The sequence below is a fragment of the Plantactinospora alkalitolerans genome (assembly GCF_015690345.1).
Lineage (GTDB): Bacteria > Actinomycetota > Actinomycetes > Mycobacteriales > Micromonosporaceae > Plantactinospora > Plantactinospora alkalitolerans.
Window position 1 is genome coordinate 1 of record NZ_JADPUN010000337.1, and the last position, 19,244, is coordinate 19,244.

Here is a 19,244-nt window from a genome sequence, read left to right on the forward strand (position 1 = left end):
GCCTGGCCACGGCTGCGGGACCGGCTCGCCGGCGCGATCCTCGGCAGCGCCACGCCGGAGCGGGACGACCGGCTGTTCCCCGGCGACATCGACCAGTTCCGCACCGGCGGACTCAACCTCGGGTACGGCGCCGCGGGCGTACTCCACGCGCTGCACCTCACCGGGGCGGGCCGGTATCCGGACCACGAGGACTGGCTGGTGAAGCGGGCCCTCGACCCGCCGTCCGGAACCCGCTGCGGCTTCTACGACGGACTGCACGGCGTCGCCTTCGCGCTGGAGTGCCTCGGCCGCCGGCAGGACGCGCTCGACGTACTCGACATCTGCCTCCGTGAACCCTGGGAGGATCTCGGCGAGGACCTGGTCAGTGGGCTGTCCGGGATCGCGCTCAACCTCGCCGCGCTGGCCGGCCGGACCGGCGAACCAACCCTGCGGCAGGCCGCCTGGCGGGCCGCGGAGCTGGTCGCCGACCGGCTGGCCGGTGACGGGACGCCGGCCGACGATGGCGACGGCGGCCCCGGAACCGTCGGTTCCGGGTCGGAGATCAGCGGCGGGGCGCACCCGTACGCCGGACTCACCCGTGGCCGCAGCGGGCCCGCCCTGATGTTCCTCCGGCTCTACGAGCTGACCGGCGACACCACACTGCTCGATCGGGCGGCGGGTGCGCTGCGGAGCGACCTGCGCCGGTGCGTACTGCGGCCGGACGGGGCGCTGGAGGTCAACGAGGGCTGGCGGACCATGCCGTACCTGGCACACGGCAGTGTCGGCATCGGACTGGTGCTCGACCAGTACCTCCGGCACCGGCCGGACACCGGACTCGCCGAATCGGCGACGGCGATCCGACGCGGCGCCCGGGCACCGTTCTACGCGCAGTCCGGCCTCTTCGCCGGCCGGGCCGGCATCATCGCCTACCTCGCCGCGCGGGCCACCGACGGCGTCGACCGGCAGGCCGGTCAGGACGGCCCGGACGGCCCGGACGAGGGCGCCACCGGACCGTCCCGGGACGCCGACCGCGCCGAACTGGCCCTCCAGGTGTCCCGACTGGCCTGGCACGCGCTGCCGTACCGCGGCTTCCTCGCCTTCCCCGGCGAGCAGCTGCTGCGGCTCTCGATGGACCTGGCCACCGGTACGGCGGGCGTCCTGCTCGCCACGGGCGCGGCCCTGCACGACGAACCGGTGAACCTGCCCTTCCTCGCGCCGCTTCCCGGCGCGACCAAGCTCCCCTCGCTACCGCGTGGGGCACATCCGACCGAGATCTGAGAAGGAGGTGAACAACATGGCGCTTCTGGACCTTCAGGGGATGGAGCTGGCCGACCGCACCGGTGGTGGTGGCGGCGGTGGCAGCCGGGCGAGCCTGCTGCTGTGCGGCGACAGCTCGCTGTCCGTGACGACCTGTAACTGATCAGGTCAGCAATCCGGGGCCCTGGGTGGGCAGACGTCCCCACCCAGGGCAACCCCGTGCGATCAGGAGGATGGTGCCCGTGCCCGCCGACGGCGACCGGCTACTGCGGCAGGCGATCACCTATGGCGGCGGCTGGACCATCGTCCTCGGGACCGCCGCGCTGCTCGGCGCCGCCGCCGAACTGCTGCTGCCGGCGGCGCTCGGACTGGCCGTGGACGCGGCGCTCGGCGACGCCTCCTCCTGGTGGCCACTGGCCGCCTGCGGAATCGTGGTGGTGATCGTCGCCACCGACACCCTGGCCACCCTGGCCGGCGGGACCGGCACCGCCCGGACCACCGCCCGGCTCCGGCACCGGCTGCTGCGGCACCTGCTCGCCCTCGACCCACGGCACGCCGCCCGGCGCCCGGTGGGAGATCTGATCGGACGACTGGTCGGTCAGGCCGCCGACGCGGGACAGGCGGGTGCGACAGTCGTACTCGGGCTGACCGCCGTACTGCCCTCGGCGGGCAGTGTCGTCGCCCTCCTGCTGCTCGACTGGCGCCTCGCCGTCACCTTCGGTGCCGGGCTGGTGCTGCTCGCCGTTCTTCTGCGTGCCTTTCTGACCGACGCCTCCGCCGCCGCCGGCGACTATCTCCGCGCACAGGGGCGGATCGCCGGGCGACTGGCCGAGGCCCTGCACGGCGCCCGGACCATCGCCGCCGCCGGCACCGTACGTGCCGAGATCGACCGGGTCCTGGCCCCGCTGCCCGAGCTGCGTACCCACGGCACCCGCACCTGGACCACACTGGCCCGGGCGTCGGCCCGAACCGCCGCCGTGGCCCCGATGCTGCAACTGGCGATCGTCGCGGTCGGCGGCTGGTCGGTGACCGAGGGACGACTCACCCCGGGACAGCTCTTCGCCGCCGTCCAGTACGCCGCGCTCGGCGCCGGCCTCGGCACCGTGGTCGCGACGCTCAACCGGCTGGTCCGGACCCGGGCCGGCGCGCAACGGGTCGCCGCCGCGCTCACCGAACCGGTCCGGACCTACGGCACGGCGACGCTGCCCGCCGGCACCGGCCGACTCGAGCTGTGCGGCGTGACCGTGCGGGCCGACGACGGCCGCCCGGTTCTGGACGGAATCGACCTGCGGGTGCCCGCCGGAACCACGATCGCCATCGTCGGCCCGTCCGGGTCCGGCAAGTCGTCCCTCGCGGCGGTCGCCGGACGGCTCCGCGATCCGGACGCCGGCGCGGTGCTGCTCGACGGCGTCCCGCTGTGCCGGCTGAGCCGCACCGCCCTGCGGGACGCCGCCGGGTACGGGTTCGAGCGGCCGGTCCTGATCGGCGACACCATCGCGGAGGTGATCGCACTGGGCCGCGATCCGGAGACCGTCGCGACCGTTGCCGGGCCGGACCGGGTCCCGCGGGAAATCGTGACAGCGGCACGGGCGGCCGCGATCGACGAGTTCGTCGAGCGCCTGCCGGACGGATACCGCACCCGGCTCGACGCCGCGCCGATGTCCGGTGGCGAGACGCAGCGGCTGGGCCTGGCCCGTGCGCTGCACGCCCGACGGCTGCTCATCCTCGACGACGCGACGTCCAGCGTGGACACCGCCACCGAGCACCGGATCGCGGGGGCGATCGCCGCGCACGCGGACCGGCGTACCCGGATGATCGTGACCCACCGGGTGGCCACCGCCGCCGCCGCCGACCTCGTCGCCTGGCTGGACGACGGTCGGCTGCGCGGCGTGGGCCGGCACCGGGACCTGTGGCGGGACCCGGACTACCGGGCCGTCTTCCAGCCGCCGGCGGTGCCCGGTCCCGCGCCGGCCGGCCAGCCCGTCGAGGCGGTCCGGTGAAGGCCGTCGTCCGGTTCACCGTCGGCGCGCTGCGTCGCCGGGCCCGACCACTCGGCCGGCTCGCCGGATGGTCCGCCGCCGAGGCGCTGCCGGCGCTGCTCGCCGGCCAACTGACCGCCCGCGCCCTGGACGAGGGATTCCTGGCCGGCCGGCCCGGGGTCGGACTGGCCTGGCTCGGCGGGCTGGCGGTCGCGGTCGTGATCGGCGCGATCGGCACCGGCCGGGCGTACGCCCGCCTCGGCGACGTCGTCGAACCCTTCCGCGACGAACTGGCGGGCCGGGTCGTCACCGGGGCGCTGCACCGTTCGACGGCCGCCGGGGCACGGCCGGACACCGCTGCCGTGGCACGGCTGACCCATCAGGTGGAGATCGTCCGGGACACCTTCGCCGGCCTCGTCATGGTGATCCGGGGATTCCTGTTCACCGCCGGGGCGGCGCTGCTCGGACTCTTCTCGCTGACCCCGGTCGTGGCGGGCGTGGTCGCGGTGCCGCTGGCCGCCGGGCTGTTCCTGTTCGCCGCCGCCCTGCCGGCGATGGTCGACCGGCAGCGGAGCTACGTGCGGGCCGACGAACGGCTGGGCGAGACGGCCAGCGCCGCGCTGACCGGACACCGGGACGTGGCGGCGTGCGGCGCGCAGGAGATCGTCGCCGACCGGGTGGGCCGGCAGGTGGACCGGCAGGCCGCCGCCGAGCAGGCCCTGGCCCGGATGGCCGCACTCCGCAGCCTGAGCCTCGCGGTCGGCGGCTGGCTTCCGCTGGCCGTACTGCTACTGGCCGCCCCGTGGCTGGTCCGGCGCGGACTCACCGCCGGTGCCGTGCTCGGTGCCCTGGTGTACGTCGCGACCGGGCTGCAACCCGCGCTGCACGCGCTGGTCCAGGGGGTGGCCGGCGGTGGTCTGCGGTTCGCCGTCACGCTGGACCGGATCCTGAGTTCCACCGCGATCGCGCCGCCCGTCCGCGCGTCCCCGACCCACCCGGTGCCGGCCGCGCCGGAACCGGTCCGCGCCCGGTTGCGTGGCGTCACCTTCCGGTACGGCCCGCACGCCCGGCCGGTCCTCGACGACTTCGACCTCACCCTGACCGACGGGGCGTACCTGGCCGTGGTGGGGCCGAGCGGGGCCGGAAAGTCGACGCTCGCCGCACTGCTGTCCGGGCTGCTCCAGCCGCAGGCCGGCACGGTCCGGCTGAACGGCGTACCGGTCGACGGCGATCCGGCCGTACTGGCCCGGCACCGGGTGCTGATCCCGCAGGAGGCGTACGTCTTCACCGGCACGCTCCTCGACAACCTGCGCTACCTCCGGCCGGACGCCGACGAGCGCCGGGTGACCACGGCGGTCGACCGGCTGGGCCTGGGCGCGTTGGCGTGCCGGCTCGGCGGGCTGGGCGCGACCCTGGAGCCGGGCGCGCTGTCCGCCGGCGAACGGCAGCTCGTCGCGACGGTCCGCGCCTACCTCTCCCCCGCCCCGCTGGCGATCCTGGACGAGGCGACCTGTCATCTGGACCCGACGGCCGAGGCGACGGTGGAACTGGCCTTCGCCGACCGGCCGGGCGGGCTGGTGGTGGTCGCACACCGGATCAGTTCGGCGCTGCGTGCCCGGCAGGTGCTGATCCTCGGGGACGGTCGCCCGATGCTGGGCCGGCACGAGGACCTGCTCACCCGCTCGGCGACCTACCGGGAACTGGTCGGGCACTGGTTGGGCGAACCCGAGACGGCCCGGCCGCCCCGACCCTTGCCGCTGGGCGGATAGTCCCGCGCCGCGCGGACAGCCGCCGCTGGCGGTTAGCCGGCCGTCGGGCGGTTGGTCAGCGTTTGACCCGGGCTGCCGGTTTACCTGTGGCCGGTTTCCCTGCGGCCCGGCGGGTGGGCCGGTTCGGCTCGTGCTGCACCACGGTGCTGCGCGGCCCCGCCTTCGCCCGGCGCCCGCGACTGCGGGGGCGCGCCTCCGGATGCGGAAAGACGAACCGCTTGAACGCCCAGAGCCGGAAACCCATCGCGATCAGCGTGCCGACGATGATGCCGCTGACGAAGTCGGCGATCTCCTGCACCGGCCGGCTCACGTCCGGAACACGGAGCAGGAACACGTACCGGGAGGCGTACAACGGAATCAGGTTGAGCACGATGCCGACCGCGCTGACCGAGAAGAAGAGGGCGGCTTCGTGATGTCGTTCACGACCGCCCCGGGTGCGGAACGACCATTCGCGGTTGAGGACGTACGACAGGATCGTGCTGACGATGGTGGCCAGGGCGAGCGCGGTGACCGGCTTCTGGTGCAGGACGGTCAGCTTGAGCGTGTAGTTGACGCCGGTTGTCGCCACAAAGCAGACACCGCCCACCACGAGGAACTTCGCCGCTTCATGGTGCCTGCGCAACAACCCGGTGAGCCACATTCCAGCCAGCCTAGATCACGAGGTGGGCGGAGGGCATTTCCGTATGCGGATAGAGTCTTCTCGATGGCTATCACGCATGTTCTCGGACTCAGCGCGCTGTCGCACGACGCGTCCGCGTGTGTCGTACGGGGAGACGAGATCCTTTTCGCCGGGCACGCGGAACGGTACTCGCGGAGAAAGAACGATCCCGAACTCAGCGGCGGGCTGCTCGCCGAGGCGCTCTCCTGGGGCAGACCGGACCTGATCGCCTGGTACGAGCATCCGCTGCGGAAGAAGCTCCGGCATGTCCGGGCCGGGCAGTTCCGGCACGCTGCGGCGGTCGACGACCTGCCCCGGCGTTACCTGGCCCGGCTCGACCTGCCCGAGTTGCGTGGAGTGCCGATCCGGTACGTCGGGCACCACCACTCGCACGCCGCCGCGGGCCACTTCACCAGTGGCGAACGGACCACCGCCGTACTCACCGCGGACTCGATCGGCGAGTTCGAGACGCTGACCCTGGGCGAGTTCCGGGACGGCCGCTACCGGGTCTTCGAACGCTGCCGCTATCCGCACAGTCTCGGGCTGCTCTACAGCGCGTTCACCCGACGGTGCGGCTTCATCCCCAACGAGGAGGAGTACATCCTGATGGGGCTCGCCGCGCTCGGCCGCCCCCGGTACGTCGAGCAGATCAAGAGCGAACTGATCGAGTTCACGCCGCCCACGTTCCGGCTGCGGCGGAACGTGCACCGGGGCATCGGCGACTGGCAGCCGCGCGCCGACCTCGCCGACCTGGCGGCCAGCGTCCAGGTGGTGACGGAGGAGGTCCTGCTGGCGGCGGCGCGCTGGCTGCGCGTCCGGGTGGGCGACGCCTCGACCCTGACCGTGATGGGCGGGCTGGGCCTCAACTGTGTCGCCAACGAACTCCTCGCCCGGCACAGCGGGTTCGACCGGGTAACCCTGATGCCGAATCCCGGAGACGCCGGGTCGAGCCTCGGTGCGGCCGCGGCCGTACTCGGTTGCCAGCTCAACTGGACCGGGCCGTACCTCGGCACCCGGATCCGGGGCGACTACCCGGTCGCGGGCCTGGCCGAGGCGCTGGCCGCCGGACGGGTCGTGGGAGTGGCCCGGGGGCGGGCCGAGTTCGGTCCCCGGGCGCTGGGCAACCGCTCGTTGCTGGCCGACCCGCGCGGCCCGGACAGCCGGGACCGGGTCAACCGGGTGAAGGGGCGGGAACCGTTCCGGCCGTTCGCCCCGGTGGTCCGCCAGGAGGTCGCCGCCAGGTATTTCGACATGCCGGTCGGCGCGTCGCCCTACATGCAGTTCACCGCCCGGTGCCGGGATCCGCGCTCGTTCCCCGGCATCGTCCACGTGGACGGGACGAGCCGGGTCCAGACCGTGACCCGGGCCCAGCACCCGGGCCTGTACGACCTGCTCCGGGAGTACGAACGGCGTACCGGCTGCCCGATTCTGCTCAACACCAGTCTCAACCTCAAGGGTGAGCCACTGGTCAACGACCGGGACGATGCCGACCGGTTCAGCGCCCGGACGGGTGTGCCCGTCCTGTGAACCCGCAGTGCCGGCGAGCGGGCCCCGGGAGCCCGGTCAACGGCCAGACCCGGACGTCGCCGATCCCGGCCGCGATATCCGGTCAGGCGGTCGGAGTTCCCCGCCGGTACACCCCGTGCCACCAGATCGCGGCCAGCTCACGGGCGAACGCCGCGTCGCCAGCGGTGTCGTCGGGGAACGTGGCGACATGGTCCGCGATGGCGGCCTCGCCGCCGATCACGATCACCCGACTGGCGTGTCCGACCTCCACTCCGGCCGGAGCGCGTCCGGAGCGCTGCTCGGCGGTCAGTACCCGTTCCGTGTGCTCGATGAACCGGTTGAGCCCGGACCGCCAGAACTCCCGCACCGTGGTGTCGTAGGCGGCGACCTCGTTGACCGCCGCGAGCACGGCGGCGTGCCGCCGGTAGATCCCGACGACCCGCTGGAAGGCCTCCGCGAGGGCGTCGGGGCCGGTGGCCGGATCCCAGGCGCTCGCGATGTCGAAGCCGGCCGTCCGCATGGTGCCGGCCAACCGCATGAGCAGTTCCGACTTGTCCCGGAAGTGGGTGTAGAAGGTCGACCGGGCGACGCCGGCCTCGGCGGCGATCCGCTGCACGCCGAGATCGGTGAAACTCGCCCCCTCGACCAGGAGCCGTTCGGTCGCGGCCAGCACCTGGGTCTCGACGGAGGCGCGGCGATCCGGGTTGGGGGCGCGGCGCCGGGTGACCGATGGCATGCCAGAAGTCTAGGTCGCGGGCCGTGTAGCATTGCGTCGGACACAGTGTCCGACACTATGACCGAATTCGACACTACGGCCGGCGGGGTCGCCAGAACGCGACACAGCACGTCATCCCGGCTAGAGCCGACAACAGGGGGTAAGCAATGAAATACCGTCTTTTGGGGCGTACCGGCGTCTGGGTCTCCGAGATCTCACTCGGTGCGATGACCTTCGGCGGCAAGGACCACCCGATCTTCGGTCAACTGGGCGGCCTGCAACGGGACGACGTCGAGCGGATCGTCGGCACGGCACTCGACGCGGGGATCAACTTCATCGACACCGCCGACGTCTACGCCGACGGGGAGTCGGAGGAGTTGCTCGGCCAGGTGCTCGGGCAGCGCCGGCGAGACGTCGTACTGGCCACCAAGCTGCACGCCCCGACCGGAACCGGGCCCAACGACAACGGCCTGTCCCGGCTCCACGTGATGCAGGCCCTGGAGGACAGCCTCCGGCGGCTCCGCACCGACCACATCGACCTCTACCAGATCCACAACTTCGACCACCTGACACCGCTGGAGGAGACGCTGAGCGCGCTCGACGACGCGGTGCGCCAGGGCAAGGTGCGCTACATCGGTTGCGCCAACCTCGCCGCCTGGCAGGTCAGCAAGGCCCTGGGCCTGTCCGCCCGGCACCACCAGGCCGGCTTCGTCTCCGTGCAGGCCTACTACTCGCTGATCGGCCGGGACGTCGAGCGGGACCTGGTGCCGATGGCCGAGGCGGAGGGCGTCGGGCTGACCGTGTGGAGTCCGCTGGCCGGCGGCTTCCTCTCCGGCAAGACCTCCCGGGACGGCACGGTCGCCGACCGGGGCTCGCGTCAGGCCCACCCGGACTACGCCGACTTCGTACCCATCGACCACGAGCGCGGCCACGACGTGCTCGACGTCGTACGGGCCGTCGCCGCCCGGCACCAGGTCAGCCCGGCGCGGGTCGCACTCGCCTGGCTGCTGGCCCAGCGGGCTGTCACCAGCGTCATCGTCGGCGCCCGCAAGCTGGACCAGCTCACCGACAACATCGCGGCCACCGAGCTGACCCTCACCGAGCAGGACCTCGCCGAACTCGACAAGGTGAGCAGCCAGCCGCCCGCGTACCCGAACTGGATCCAACAGGCCTTCGCGCCGAGCCGGCTGCCCCGGCAGGGCTGAAGCGGTCCGCCACGGCGGCGGACACCCACCCGGGTGCCCGCCGCCGAGCGGTCCGAACCGGACCGGCGGTCGGTGAACTTCCGAGAGAACCAGTGCCGGATCGGTCAGATCCAGCCCCGCTCGCGGGCGATCCGGACCGCCTCGATCCGGGTACGGGCGCCGGTCTTGCCCGCGATCCGACAGAGGTGGTTACGCACGGTTCCGGACGAGAGTGACAGTTTGCTGGCGATCTCCACCACCGGCCACCCCTCGGCAGCGATCTCCAGCACCTCCACCTCCCGTGCCGTCAGCGGGTTGTCGCGGTTGAGCGCCGCGACCACCAGGTCGGCGTCCACCACGGACCCGCCGTGGGCGAGCCGGCGCACGGCCTCGACCACCCGCTCCGGTGCGACGTCGCTGCCGAGGAACCCGAGCCGCTGGCACCGGGCCCGCAGCGCGTCACCGAGCACCTTCGGACGACGCGGATCCACCAGCACGAGCACCGGGGGCGGGCCGGAAGACGCACCCCCTGCGGAAAGTACCCCGGCCCCGAAGAGGTTGACGTCGGCGACGGCCACGTCGGGCCGCTGCGTCCGCAACGCCGTACCGATATCCTCGGCCCGTTCGACCTCCGCCACCACCTCGATGTCCTCCTGAGTGGTCAGCACGAAGGCCAGCGCACCACGGATGAGAGCGCCGTTCAGCGCAAGCAGCGTCCGAATCACGTTCCCCCCTGCTTTACGTCATTGCTAGATCACCACGCGTGAACATTCAAACACGAACCCGCGGAGTACGCCCGTTGAAGCGTTCCGGGCCGTCGGCGCGGCTCGCCCGCCGACAGCCCCCCGCGAGGCGGCTCCGATCCCTGCTCGGACGCGATGCCGAGGAGCCGGCCCGGCACCTGGGATCCGAACAAGTGGGTCGGAGCCGCCGCAATCGACGGTCACTCAGAGCCAACCGGCGCGTTGGGCCCGCCGCACCGCCTCCAACCGGTTACGCGTTCCGGTCTTACGCAAGATCACCGACAGGTGGTTCCGCACGGTTCCGTGCGCCAGGAAGAGCCGCCGGGCGATCTCCTTCAACGGAAGACCCTCGGCCACGATCCGCAACACCTCCAGTTCCCGGTCGGTCAACGGGCTCTCCGGCGGATTCAGCGCGGCAACCGCCGCCACCGGGTCGAACACCCGCTCCCCCGCCGCCACCGCCCGGACGAGCCGGGCCAGCTCCGCCGGCGGCAGGTTCTTGTCGACGAACCCCCGCGCCCCGGCCCGGATGGCCCGTTGCAGGGCCTCCGGCGTCAGCTGGGTACTCAGCGCCAGCACCGCGCTTCCCGGTGCCGCCTCGGCAAGCCGGGCGACCACGGCGAGCATGTCGGCGCCCGGTAGTTCCAGGTCGACCACGACAACATCAGGACGCCGCGCCCTGGCCACCGCCACAAGTTCGCCGGCCTCGTGGAGGTCGCCCACCACGTCCAGATCCTCCTCACTCGACAGCACTGCGCGCAGGGCCCCCCGCAACAAACCCATCTCCTCCACGATCACAATGCGGATCACGAAGTCACTCCGATCTCGGGTACACAAACTCAACGACAACCTCGATGTCCGGGCGGGAGTCCCCGACCGGATCCGATCACGAGCACGATTGAGTACGGCACCGTCGGCCGGCCGGGCGCCGTACCCGGACGAGCACGGCGACAGTGGAACGGACCGACGGGAGGCTTCCGCCCGCCGCCCGGTCAGGGAACGGACACGACGAGAGCCGAGAACGGGCCTGAGAAACAGGCCGACGGAGTGGGGTCAGCCGGGCAGCGCCGGCACGCCGGGCCAGCGGCCGGCGCGGATCACGTCCCCGTGGGAGAACGTCAGCGGAAACCGGGAAGGGCTCTGCCAGCCGACTCCGGCCGGAACGGTGACCGCCTGGCCGCTACTGACGGGCACCGGCGTGGCCTGCTGACCGGCCGGGCCGGTGCGGAACGGTGAGTTGGGGCCGAACGGTGGGCTGGGGCCGAACGGCGGGGCGAAGTCGGCGACCCGAGAGACGTAGCGGCTCGTGGCCCCCGCCGTCCCGATCTCGAAGATCCGATCGTCTCGCGGTGCCGGTGGGTCCACCGGCCCCGCCGGCGGGATCACGGCCGGTACCGCGATCGCGGCCAGAACCGAACTCGGCTGTGCGGGCTGGAGCGATGGCGGACCAGCCAGCGAGACCACTCGTACCGGCTGCCCCGTCCGCCCTGTCGACGGGAACGCGGCACTGCCGATCCTGCCGTCGGGGACGACGCTCATCACCGCCGGCACGGCCTCGGCCATGCCCGGCACCACGGCGACCAGGGTCGGTACCCGACCGACGACCTCGGGCAGTGCCCCGGCCACGGTCGGCAGAACCTCGGGCAACACGTCGACCACGGCCGGCAACACGTCGACCACGGCCGGCAACACGTCGACCACGGCCGGCAACGCGGTCACGACGACGGGGATCCGGTCAGCACCGGTCCGATCAGCACCGGTCCGGGCCGGATTGGACCTGACCGGAGTACGGCGGTGTTCAGCCTGCCGATCCGACGTGGACCGAGCCGGTTCGACACGGCTCGGGGCGGTCCGGGTCCGTCCGACCTCGCTCGAAACGGTCCGATCCCGGGTGGACCGGGGCCGGGCGGTCCGATCCGACCCGTTCGACGATCGCTCGGAACGGGCGGCCGGCCTGTCTCGCAGCGGCGGCGCCTCGGGAACGGACGGAGGGTGAGCGCCCGACAGGGTGCGCGACAGCGGCGACTCCGGCCCGGCAAGCGACGCGAGCAGTCCCGGCCGGGCATCCGGGCCGGTACGACCATCGGCGAAGGCCGGGCCGTCCAACATGGTGAGCACGACATATCCGGCGAGCGCACAGCCACCGAGCAGGGCGAGACGGGCGAGCAGCCGGACGAGGCGTACCGGCGGGCTCGGCCAGGCCGAACCCCGTACGCGCCGGACTGCTGTCACCGCGGCCATGTCGCGAAGGCGCTCCCTCGAATCTGCGGACAGGAACGAAATCGTAACGCAGTGTTTATCACGCCGCACCTGTTGCCATGGTCTCCGGCTCGCGGGAGTACCGGTGAGCGACCCGTTCACTCACGTACCCGTGCCGACCGCCCCGGTTCGGCGGACCGAGCCCGTCCACGGACGTCTGGCTATCGTGGTCGGATGACGGCACCGGGTCCGGGAACGCTGCCCACCGTGCAGTTCCGGACCGGGGAAGGAACGATCGACCTCGGCTGGGGGCACCCACATCCGTCCGCGCTGCCCGTCGACGCCTGGGCCGAGGCGACCGAGGCCGCACTGCGCCGGTACGGCGCCTCGGCACTGGCGTACGGCCATCCGACCGGGCCGGGACCGTTGATCGAATGGCTGTGCGGGCGGCTGGGCGAGGTGGACGGGGCCGCGCCCGATCCCGGCCAGACATTCGTCACCGCGGGCGCGTCACACGCGCTCGACCTGATCGCGTCCATCCTCTGCCGGCCGGGGGACGTCGTCCTGGTCGACTCGCCGACCTACCATCTCGCGCTGCGGGTCATCGCGGACCACCGGGTCGACATCGTGCCGGCACCGGTCGACGCCGACGGCATCGACCCGGCCGCCACCGCCGAACTGGTACGGGCCATTGTCCGGCAGGGACGACGGGTGCCGATGCTCTACCTGGTACCGACGTTCAACAACCCGACCGGGCGGTCCCTGTCGGCGCAACGCCGGTCCGCACTGGTGGCGGCGGCCCAGCGGGCCGGAGTGACCCTGGTGGAGGACGACACGTACCGGGAACTCGCGTACCCGGCACCGGCACCGGCCTCGCTGTTCAGCGGCTCCGAGGTCGGGGCCGTGGTCCGGATCGGGTCGTTCGCCAAGAGTGTCGCGCCCGGACTCCGACTCGGTTGGCTGAACGCCGCGGCGCCGGTCGTCGAGGCGCTCGCGGCGCGCGGCTATGTGGACAGCGGCGGTGGGGTCAACCACACCAACGCGCTGACGCTGGCCGAGTTCGCGGCGTCCGGCGCGTACCGGCGACACGTCGAGGCGATCCGGTCCCGGTACCGCCGGCAGCGCGACGCGCTGGTCACCGCCGTACGCCGGGACCTGCCGCAGGCCGGGTTCACCGTACCGGCCGGTGGCTGGTTCCTCTGGCTGCGGCTTCCCGCTCCGGGAGGCGGCACCGAGCTGCTGCCCTACGCGGAGGCCGCCGGAGTCTCCTACGTACCCGGGCGGCGGTTCTTCGTTGCCGACACCGGGCACCACCACCTGCGGCTGTCCTTCTCACTGTTCGATCCGGCGACGCTGGCCGCCGGGGTACGCCGGCTCGGCGAGGCGTACCGGGTGGCGGGGATGGCTGCCGGGGCCACCACACCGCCCGGCTGACCCGCTGGCTCGGCCGGCCGGCCACGAGAATATTCTCCGCCGCCCTTCAACCTTCCTGCCCTGGCCCGGGTCCTGATGGGTAGTCGACGGAAGCGGAGAACTGATGGCATCGGACGACGGCGGATTCCGGGAGTTCGTCGACGCGCGCTACCCGGACCTGTTACGGGTGGCGTACCACCTGACCGGGTCGGCGGACGAGGCGGAGGACCTCGTGCAGTCCGCGTTGGTGAAGGTGATGCGCCGATGGCGGCGGGTCGACGAGCCGATGGCCTACCTGCGCCGGGTGATGGTCAATCAGCACATCAGCGTGTGGCGCCGGTACGGGGCCCGCGAGGTGGTCACGGCCGTACTGCCGGACCGGCCGGTGCGGGACGTGGCGGACGGGGTTGCCGAGCGGCAGGTCCTGCATCAGGCGATGCGGGCGCTGGCGCCGCGTACCCGGGCGGTGATCGTGCTGCGTTACGTGGCCGACCTGCCGGAGGCGGAGGTCGCCGAGGCGCTGGGCTGCTCCGTCGGCTCGGTCAAGAGCCGCGCGTCCCGGGGGCTGGCCCGGCTACGCGCGGCGCTGGAAACACCACCGCGAGTGGTTTCGCACAGCGCGGCGATACCGGCAAGGGGGAATCATGGTGCATGACCAGCGGATCGGTCGGCTGCTGACCGAGTTGACCGAGGACCTGACACCGCGACCGGATCCGTACGGCCGGGTGCTGGCCCGGCACCGCCGGGGACGGCGGCGGGCGGTCACCGGTACGTTCTGCGCGGTGGTCCTGCTCGCGGCCACCGGGGTGGCCATCGCCGGTGTCCGGCCGGGGGGCGGGTCCGACACGCCGCCGGCCACCGCCCAGGAGCCGTGGGAGAACATGCTGGCCTGGGGAGACCGGCTGGCCCGGTCCGAACCGCGTGGCACGGTCGGCGGCGACGCCGGCTACGTCGCGGCCCTCGCCGACACCCTGATGGCCGAACAGCGCGCCGGCCGGTTCGACCGGCTGACCGAACCGGTCCGGGAGGTGCGGGTGCTGTTCGTCGACGACGTGGGCCCACACCGGGTCGCGCTCGCCGCGTTCGTCCGGGCCGAGCCCGTTCCCGACACCGACTGGCCGAACGACCTGACCTGGATGGTGGCCGACCGGGGTGCCGGTGCGCAGGACTTGGGCCGGACCGCCGCCGAGCGGGGTGCCGGCGACGGGTTGGCACCGTACGAGAGCCTGACGATCGGCTCTCTCGACCGGCCCGACGAGTTGGCGTACGTCGGCGTCGCACCGCAGGGTTGCGTCCTCGCCGCCGCCCCGATGACCTCATTGGATACCTGGACACCGGAACCGACCGGCTCCTACCTGGTCCGCCCGCCCGGCGTGATGCGGCCGGAGTGGTTTCGGGTGAGTTGCGACGGTGTGACCCGGAAGCAGTTTCCCAGCCCCGGCTCGGCGGCGCCGGAGGGCGTCACCGACGAGCAGTTCGCGACCGCGATGTCCCGGGTCCGGGGGAAGATGGACGAGGCGAAGGCCCGGGTGGAGCTGAACAGCGCCATCGGCAGTTGGGGGTACACCGTCACCGCGCTGCCGACCGTGCTCTGGATCGGTCGGACGACCGGGGTCGGTGGCGGCGAGGGGCACACCATGGTGCTGACCGCCCCGGCGGTCGGTGGCGGCTGGCTGGGGCAGGTCGCGGTCGTCCGCGACGTGCCGTCGTCCGACGGCGCCACCATCAACCTGGTGCACTTCCACACCCGGGCCGACCCCGGCGGCCGGGGCCGGGTGCTCGCGGTCCACCTCGACCAGGAACCGGCAGCAGGGGGCAGCACCAGACTGCTGGTCGTCGCCCCGTCCGGAGCCACCGAGGTACGCGCGATACGCGACGGCAGCGAGGTGTCCCGTGGCCAGGTCCGGGACGGCGCCGCGCAGTTGACGGTGCCGGGCGCCGAGGCGTTGGTTCTGGAGGCGGTGGACGGCACCGGCGCGGTGCTCGGCACCGGCGGTGTCGCCGATCCGTCGTCGCCCACCGGCGAGATCGACAACTGGGACGAGGACTGACCGGCCAATCCTTTCGGTGGCACTCCGGCCGGTGGGGGCGTCAGCTCTGCCGGCCGGATCCGGTCAGCCGGCGCAGCGCCGGGGCGACGTTCCACTTCGCCGCTCCGGCGAGGTCCCGTGCGTGTTCGAGCACCGTGTAGTCCGGCCGGGCGGCCCCCTCGGCGACGGCCCGGTCCAGGTCGTGGTCGCAGCGCATCAGCACGGTGTCGAAGTCCCGGCGCACCGGTTCCAGCAGGTCGTAGCCGAACGAGCGGTACTGGCGGGCGAAGAGCGGCTTGTAGAGCCGGGCCCGTTCGTGCAGGCCCGACGAGTACGACATCGGGTTCTTCGGCCGGTCGCGGATGTAGTCCGGCAGCATGTCGGCGAAGGCGCGCCGGAGGATCCACTTCTCCTGCCCGTCCCGCATCTTCAGGTCGACCGGCATCCGCATCGCCAGCTCCACCAGCGCGGGGTCGAGGAACGGCACCCGGGTCTCCACCCCGTGCCCGAGGCTGGCCCGGTCGATCCGCTGCAACTCCGTACGACAGAGGTTGCGGATCTTGTGGAGGAAGAGCCGGCGGGCGGCCTCGGGGCCGACCTGGTGGTACATCGGGTAGCCGCCGAAGAGTTCGTCCGAGCCGTCACCGGTGAGCACCACCCGGACGCCGAGATCCCGCACCCGCCGGAACAGCGGTACCGAGACGACGGCGTTGATGATGTCGCCGTATTCGGTGAGTTCGGAGATCCGGATGGCCTCCCGGACCTCTTCGAGCCGGATGTTCCGGGGATGCAGCTCGATCACCTCGTGGTGCACGCCGAGGTCGGCGGTGAGCCGGCGGGCGTACGCCAGGTCCTCGCTGTCGGGGGCGCCGATGGTGAACGCCACGCAGTCCTGGTGCATCTGTCGCACGTGCAGCAGCGCGAGGGTGCTGTCCAGCCCGCCGGAGAGGATGACCCCGACGGTGAGGTCGGTGTCGACCCGGACCCGGATGCTGTCCGCCAGTGCCTCGCGGACCAGGCTGGCCGCCTCCTCCGGATCACCGATCCGCGGCCCGGAGCCGAGCCGCGACAGGTCCAGGTAGGGCACCAGGTCCGGCCCGGCGACGGCGTCAGCCCAGCCGTGGTGGCCCGGGGGCACCTCGCTGATCGGTGCGCCGACCGGGACCAGGGCCTTGACCTCGGAGGCGATGTGCAGTCGACGCAGGTGACGCGACCAGTAGAGCGGTTTCACCCCCAGCGGGTCACGGGCCAGGTAGACCCGTCCGGTGGCGGTGTCCGTGATCGTGAAGGCGAACTCCCCGCGCAGCCGGGTGACCGCCTCCGGCCCCCAGGCCAGGAATGCCTCCAGGACCACCTCGGTGTCGCTCACGGTCCGCAGCGGCCGACCGAGCCGGTCGAGTTCGGCGGCAAGTTCCCGGTGGTTGAAGACCTCGCCGTTGTAGCAGAGCTGCCAGCGGCCGTCCGCCGAACACCAGGGTTGCACCGCGTGCTCCCGGTCGACTATCCGCAGCCGCTGGACCCCGGCCAGCAGGTCGGTGTCCAGCCGGGTCTCCGCGAGGTCGCCGCGCGGCGCGAGCGCCGCCATCATCCGGTGGAAGGTGGGCCGGTCGGCGCCGGGGCCGAGGACAAGGGCGAAACCACACATGACCATCAACCTCCCAGCGCGGTACGGAAGTCGCGCCGGAGCCGACTGGCGGCGCGCGGGCTGACGCAGACGTGCCAGGCCTGTCCCTCGTCGATCACGTTGACGTCTCCCCAGCCCTGCCGTTCCAGCAGCAGGGCGGCCAGCAGGCCGTGTGCGTCGAACCGGCGGAACCACGACATCTCGATGTCCACCGCGTAGCCGAGGCAGTGTCCACTCGGCAGCATCGCGGCGTACCCGAGTGCGCGGAGTCGGTGCTGGTGTTCGAGGCTGCGCGCGAGACTGGTCACCCAGAGCGGCGGGGTGGGGCCGGTGCGGCGCCGGGCGAAGTCGACCGCGAGCTGGTTCAACAGGGCCACCACCTCCGGCCGGGTACGGGCGAATCGGAGCCCTGCGGTGCGTGGGGTCCGGTGCGGCCAGATCCGGCGTTCCGCCGCTCGGGCGGCCCGACTGACCAGGCTGTCGGCCTGCCGGCGGTACCGGAACCGGAGCACCCCGTTTCGCCGCAGCGCGTCGAGGTCGACCAGTTCCGGCGAGTTCCAGAGTGCGGCGTCGGTCGGGTAGCCCGGTAGATGTCCCCACCACATGATGTCGATCCGGGACAGCAGGAAGATCCTGATCAGCGCGGACAGGTCCCGGGCGGAGCTGCGGTTGTTCGGGCGGTAGTCGCGGACCTCCAGGCGCAGCCGCGCGGCGGCCTCGGCGGCACCGCCGGGCAGGGTCCCGAGCACGGTACCGAGCTCGGGGCCGGTCATCCGGTCGGTCAGGATCGTCTCGAGCTTGGGCAGATCGTCCGGGCCCGCGTGTCCCGCCACCTCGATCAGCAGATCGGCCACCGCCGCCCGGTACCTGACCAGATCCGGCATTGATACGCCGGAGGTCGGATCGGGACGCTTTCCGCTGGTCCGGGACGGTGATTTGACGTCTCGGGCGACCTCTTGGCTAGGCATGTCCGGCCTCTCCCAGGTTCGACTTGATACAGAGAGCGCTGCTGAGTTGGACCGTAACACCCTATACATCAGAAAGATGGGGATTATTCCTATTAGGCCTGCCTTGACCGCCTGTGCCGTCCCACTTCTCCGCACCACACCCGTCCCCGGCCCGAGCCGGTTTTGTACCGTTTTATTGAATCATTGGCGAACGTGGATCGGTCTTTTAACGCACCTGGCAGGCTCGTACCAGCAGTCCGGGCCGTACTCGACACCCGCGCTTCGCCCGTTGGGACGGGAGGCTTCGCAGGTCATGATGAAACGATTCATCAGATTCTTCGCCGGTACCGCCGCAATCGCCTGCCTCGGAACGATGCTCATCGGATGTGGAAACGACGGTGCGGACTCCGGCCCCCGCACTCTGCGCTACTCGTGGTGGGGCAATGCCGAACGGGCCGACCTGATGAAACAGGCCCTCGCCCTCTTCGAGTCGAAGAACCCGGACATAAGGGTCATACCGAGCTTTCGGGAGTACGAGGCGTACTGGCAGAGGATGGCCACCGGAACGGCCGGCGGCAACGCCCCGGACGTGCTGCAGATGGACTTCTCCTATCTGCGCGAGTACGCCGACCGCGATCGCGGTGCCGGTCGAACTGGCCGCCGCACTCGGGGTGGCGCTGCTGCTGCACCACCGCCGCCGCGGTCAGAGCTTCTACCGGGCGGCCTTCTACGGGCCGTCGCTGGTCGGCGCCAGCGTCAGCGTCGCGATCGTCTGGCGGGCACTGTTCAACGACGACGCGGTGGTCGACCGTCTGCTCCGGGCGGTCGGGATCAACACCGGCGGCTGGTTCGGCAATCCCGACTTCTCCCTGCTGATGCTGGTCCTGCTCGCGGCCTGGCAGTTCGGCGCGCCGATGGTGATCTTCCTGGCCGGACTGAAACAGGTGCCGACCGAACTGTACGAGGCGGCGCAGGAGGACGGCGCCGGCCGCTGGCGGCGGTTTCGCTCGATCACGCCGATGCTCTCGCCGGTGAACTTCTTCAACCTGCTACTGGAGACGATCAACTCGTTCCAGATCTTCACCTCGGCGTACGGGCGAGTTGACGCTGGGCCCGGGCCAGGGCAGACCGGTCCGCGCGTTCGTGGCGCGGGTTGGTGACCTTCTCACCGGTACTCAACGTCAACAGGCTGTCCAGCCCGGCGTCCACCCCGACCGCCGCGTCCGCGGCCGGGGGCGGGG

General features: G+C 72.2%; 16 protein-coding genes and 2 pseudogenes. 10 read left to right on the top strand and 8 right to left on the bottom strand.

Annotated features, from left to right (window positions below):
- The 4 genes and pseudogenes from I0C86_RS36125 to I0C86_RS36140 all read left to right on the top strand — a co-directional run.
- Positions 1–1,257, top strand: a pseudogene (locus I0C86_RS36125) (lanthionine synthetase C family protein); the annotation flags it as partial.
- A 16-nt stretch (positions 1,258–1,273) separates the two neighbouring features.
- Positions 1,274–1,399 carry a SapB/AmfS family lanthipeptide gene (locus I0C86_RS36130; RefSeq protein WP_192769447.1) on the top strand — a complete coding sequence of 42 codons (126 nt, stop codon included), beginning with the start codon at positions 1,274–1,276 and terminating at the stop codon, positions 1,397–1,399.
- 70 nt (positions 1,400–1,469) lie between these two features.
- Entirely contained in the window at positions 1,470–3,236 is a 1,767-nt protein-coding gene (locus I0C86_RS36135) for an ABC transporter ATP-binding protein (RefSeq protein ID WP_196205802.1), read from the top strand.
- Positions 3,233–4,984 carry an ATP-binding cassette domain-containing protein gene (locus I0C86_RS36140; RefSeq protein WP_196205803.1) on the top strand — a complete coding sequence of 584 codons (1,752 nt, stop codon included), beginning with the start codon at positions 3,233–3,235 and terminating at the stop codon, positions 4,982–4,984. Before I0C86_RS36135 ends, I0C86_RS36140 begins: the two co-directional genes overlap by 4 nt.
- 55 nt (positions 4,985–5,039) lie before the next feature.
- Here I0C86_RS36140 and I0C86_RS36145 read toward each other — a convergent pair whose 3' ends face one another.
- The gene (locus tag I0C86_RS36145) at positions 5,040–5,624 is read right to left on the bottom strand and encodes a GtrA family protein (protein WP_196205804.1); all 585 of its coding nucleotides are present in this window, start codon (positions 5,622–5,624) and stop codon (positions 5,040–5,042) included.
- A gap of 63 nt (positions 5,625–5,687) precedes the next feature.
- Here I0C86_RS36145 and I0C86_RS36150 point away from each other — a divergent pair, with 63 nt between their 5' ends.
- Positions 5,688–7,169 (top strand): carbamoyltransferase C-terminal domain-containing protein, encoded by a 1,482-nt coding sequence (locus I0C86_RS36150; protein WP_196205805.1) that lies wholly within the window; start codon positions 5,688–5,690, stop codon positions 7,167–7,169.
- An 82-nt stretch (positions 7,170–7,251) separates the two neighbouring features.
- Here I0C86_RS36150 and I0C86_RS36155 read toward each other — a convergent pair whose 3' ends face one another.
- Positions 7,252–7,884 (bottom strand): TetR/AcrR family transcriptional regulator, encoded by a 633-nt coding sequence (locus tag I0C86_RS36155; RefSeq protein WP_196205806.1) that lies wholly within the window; start codon positions 7,882–7,884, stop codon positions 7,252–7,254.
- 146 nt (positions 7,885–8,030) lie between these two features.
- Between I0C86_RS36155 and I0C86_RS36160 the strand changes: the two genes are divergently transcribed.
- On the top strand, positions 8,031–9,068 hold the full coding sequence (locus I0C86_RS36160) for an aldo/keto reductase (protein WP_196205807.1): 1,038 nt from the start codon (positions 8,031–8,033) through the stop codon (positions 9,066–9,068).
- A 104-nt stretch (positions 9,069–9,172) separates the two neighbouring features.
- Here I0C86_RS36160 and I0C86_RS36165 read toward each other — a convergent pair whose 3' ends face one another.
- The 3 genes from I0C86_RS36165 to I0C86_RS36175 form a co-directional block, all read right to left on the bottom strand.
- Positions 9,173–9,772, bottom strand: coding sequence for a response regulator transcription factor (locus I0C86_RS36165; RefSeq protein ID WP_196205808.1), 600 nt, complete (start codon positions 9,770–9,772; stop codon positions 9,173–9,175).
- A 222-nt stretch (positions 9,773–9,994) separates the two neighbouring features.
- Positions 9,995–10,600 carry a response regulator gene (locus I0C86_RS36170; RefSeq protein WP_196205809.1) on the bottom strand — a complete coding sequence of 202 codons (606 nt, stop codon included), beginning with the start codon at positions 10,598–10,600 and terminating at the stop codon, positions 9,995–9,997.
- A gap of 243 nt (positions 10,601–10,843) precedes the next feature.
- Positions 10,844–12,031 carry a hypothetical protein gene (locus I0C86_RS36175; protein WP_230395369.1) on the bottom strand — a complete coding sequence of 396 codons (1,188 nt, stop codon included), beginning with the start codon at positions 12,029–12,031 and terminating at the stop codon, positions 10,844–10,846.
- Between the two features lie 192 nt (positions 12,032–12,223).
- On the opposite strand from I0C86_RS36175, the gene I0C86_RS36180 reads away from it, so the two are divergent.
- The 3 genes from I0C86_RS36180 to I0C86_RS36190 all read left to right on the top strand — a co-directional run bounded on the left by I0C86_RS36180 (position 12,224) and on the right by I0C86_RS36190 (position 15,453).
- Positions 12,224–13,423 carry an aminotransferase-like domain-containing protein gene (locus tag I0C86_RS36180; protein WP_196205811.1) on the top strand — a complete coding sequence of 400 codons (1,200 nt, stop codon included), beginning with the start codon at positions 12,224–12,226 and terminating at the stop codon, positions 13,421–13,423.
- Between the two features lie 103 nt (positions 13,424–13,526).
- Positions 13,527–14,057 (top strand): SigE family RNA polymerase sigma factor, encoded by a 531-nt coding sequence (locus I0C86_RS36185; RefSeq protein ID WP_196205812.1) that lies wholly within the window; start codon positions 13,527–13,529, stop codon positions 14,055–14,057.
- A complete protein-coding gene (locus I0C86_RS36190; RefSeq protein WP_196205813.1) occupies positions 14,047–15,453 on the top strand; it encodes a hypothetical protein in 1,407 nt (468 codons plus the stop codon). Before I0C86_RS36185 ends, I0C86_RS36190 begins: the two co-directional genes overlap by 11 nt.
- Before the next feature lie 40 nt (positions 15,454–15,493).
- Here the strand turns inward: I0C86_RS36190 and I0C86_RS36195 are convergent, their stop codons facing one another.
- Together I0C86_RS36195 and I0C86_RS36200 are read right to left on the bottom strand one after the other, a co-directional pair.
- Positions 15,494–17,077: an asparagine synthetase B family protein gene (locus tag I0C86_RS36195; protein WP_196205814.1), complete on the bottom strand. Its 1,584-nt coding sequence runs from the start codon at positions 17,075–17,077 to the stop codon at positions 15,494–15,496.
- Positions 17,078–17,082: 5 nt separating this feature from the next.
- Positions 17,083–18,024: a hypothetical protein gene (locus I0C86_RS36200; protein ID WP_196205815.1), complete on the bottom strand. Its 942-nt coding sequence runs from the start codon at positions 18,022–18,024 to the stop codon at positions 17,083–17,085.
- 650 nt (positions 18,025–18,674) lie between these two features.
- Between I0C86_RS36200 and I0C86_RS36205 the strand changes: the two genes are divergently transcribed.
- Complete coding sequence (locus tag I0C86_RS36205; RefSeq protein WP_407676388.1) at positions 18,675–19,163, top strand: carbohydrate ABC transporter permease; 489 nt, start codon at positions 18,675–18,677, stop codon at positions 19,161–19,163.
- Here the strand turns inward: I0C86_RS36205 and I0C86_RS45640 are convergent.
- A pseudogene (locus tag I0C86_RS45640) lies at positions 19,153–19,212 on the bottom strand (hypothetical protein); the annotation flags it as partial. The gene I0C86_RS36205 and the pseudogene I0C86_RS45640 overlap by 11 nt on opposite strands.
- Between the last annotated feature and the right edge of the window lie 32 nt (positions 19,213–19,244).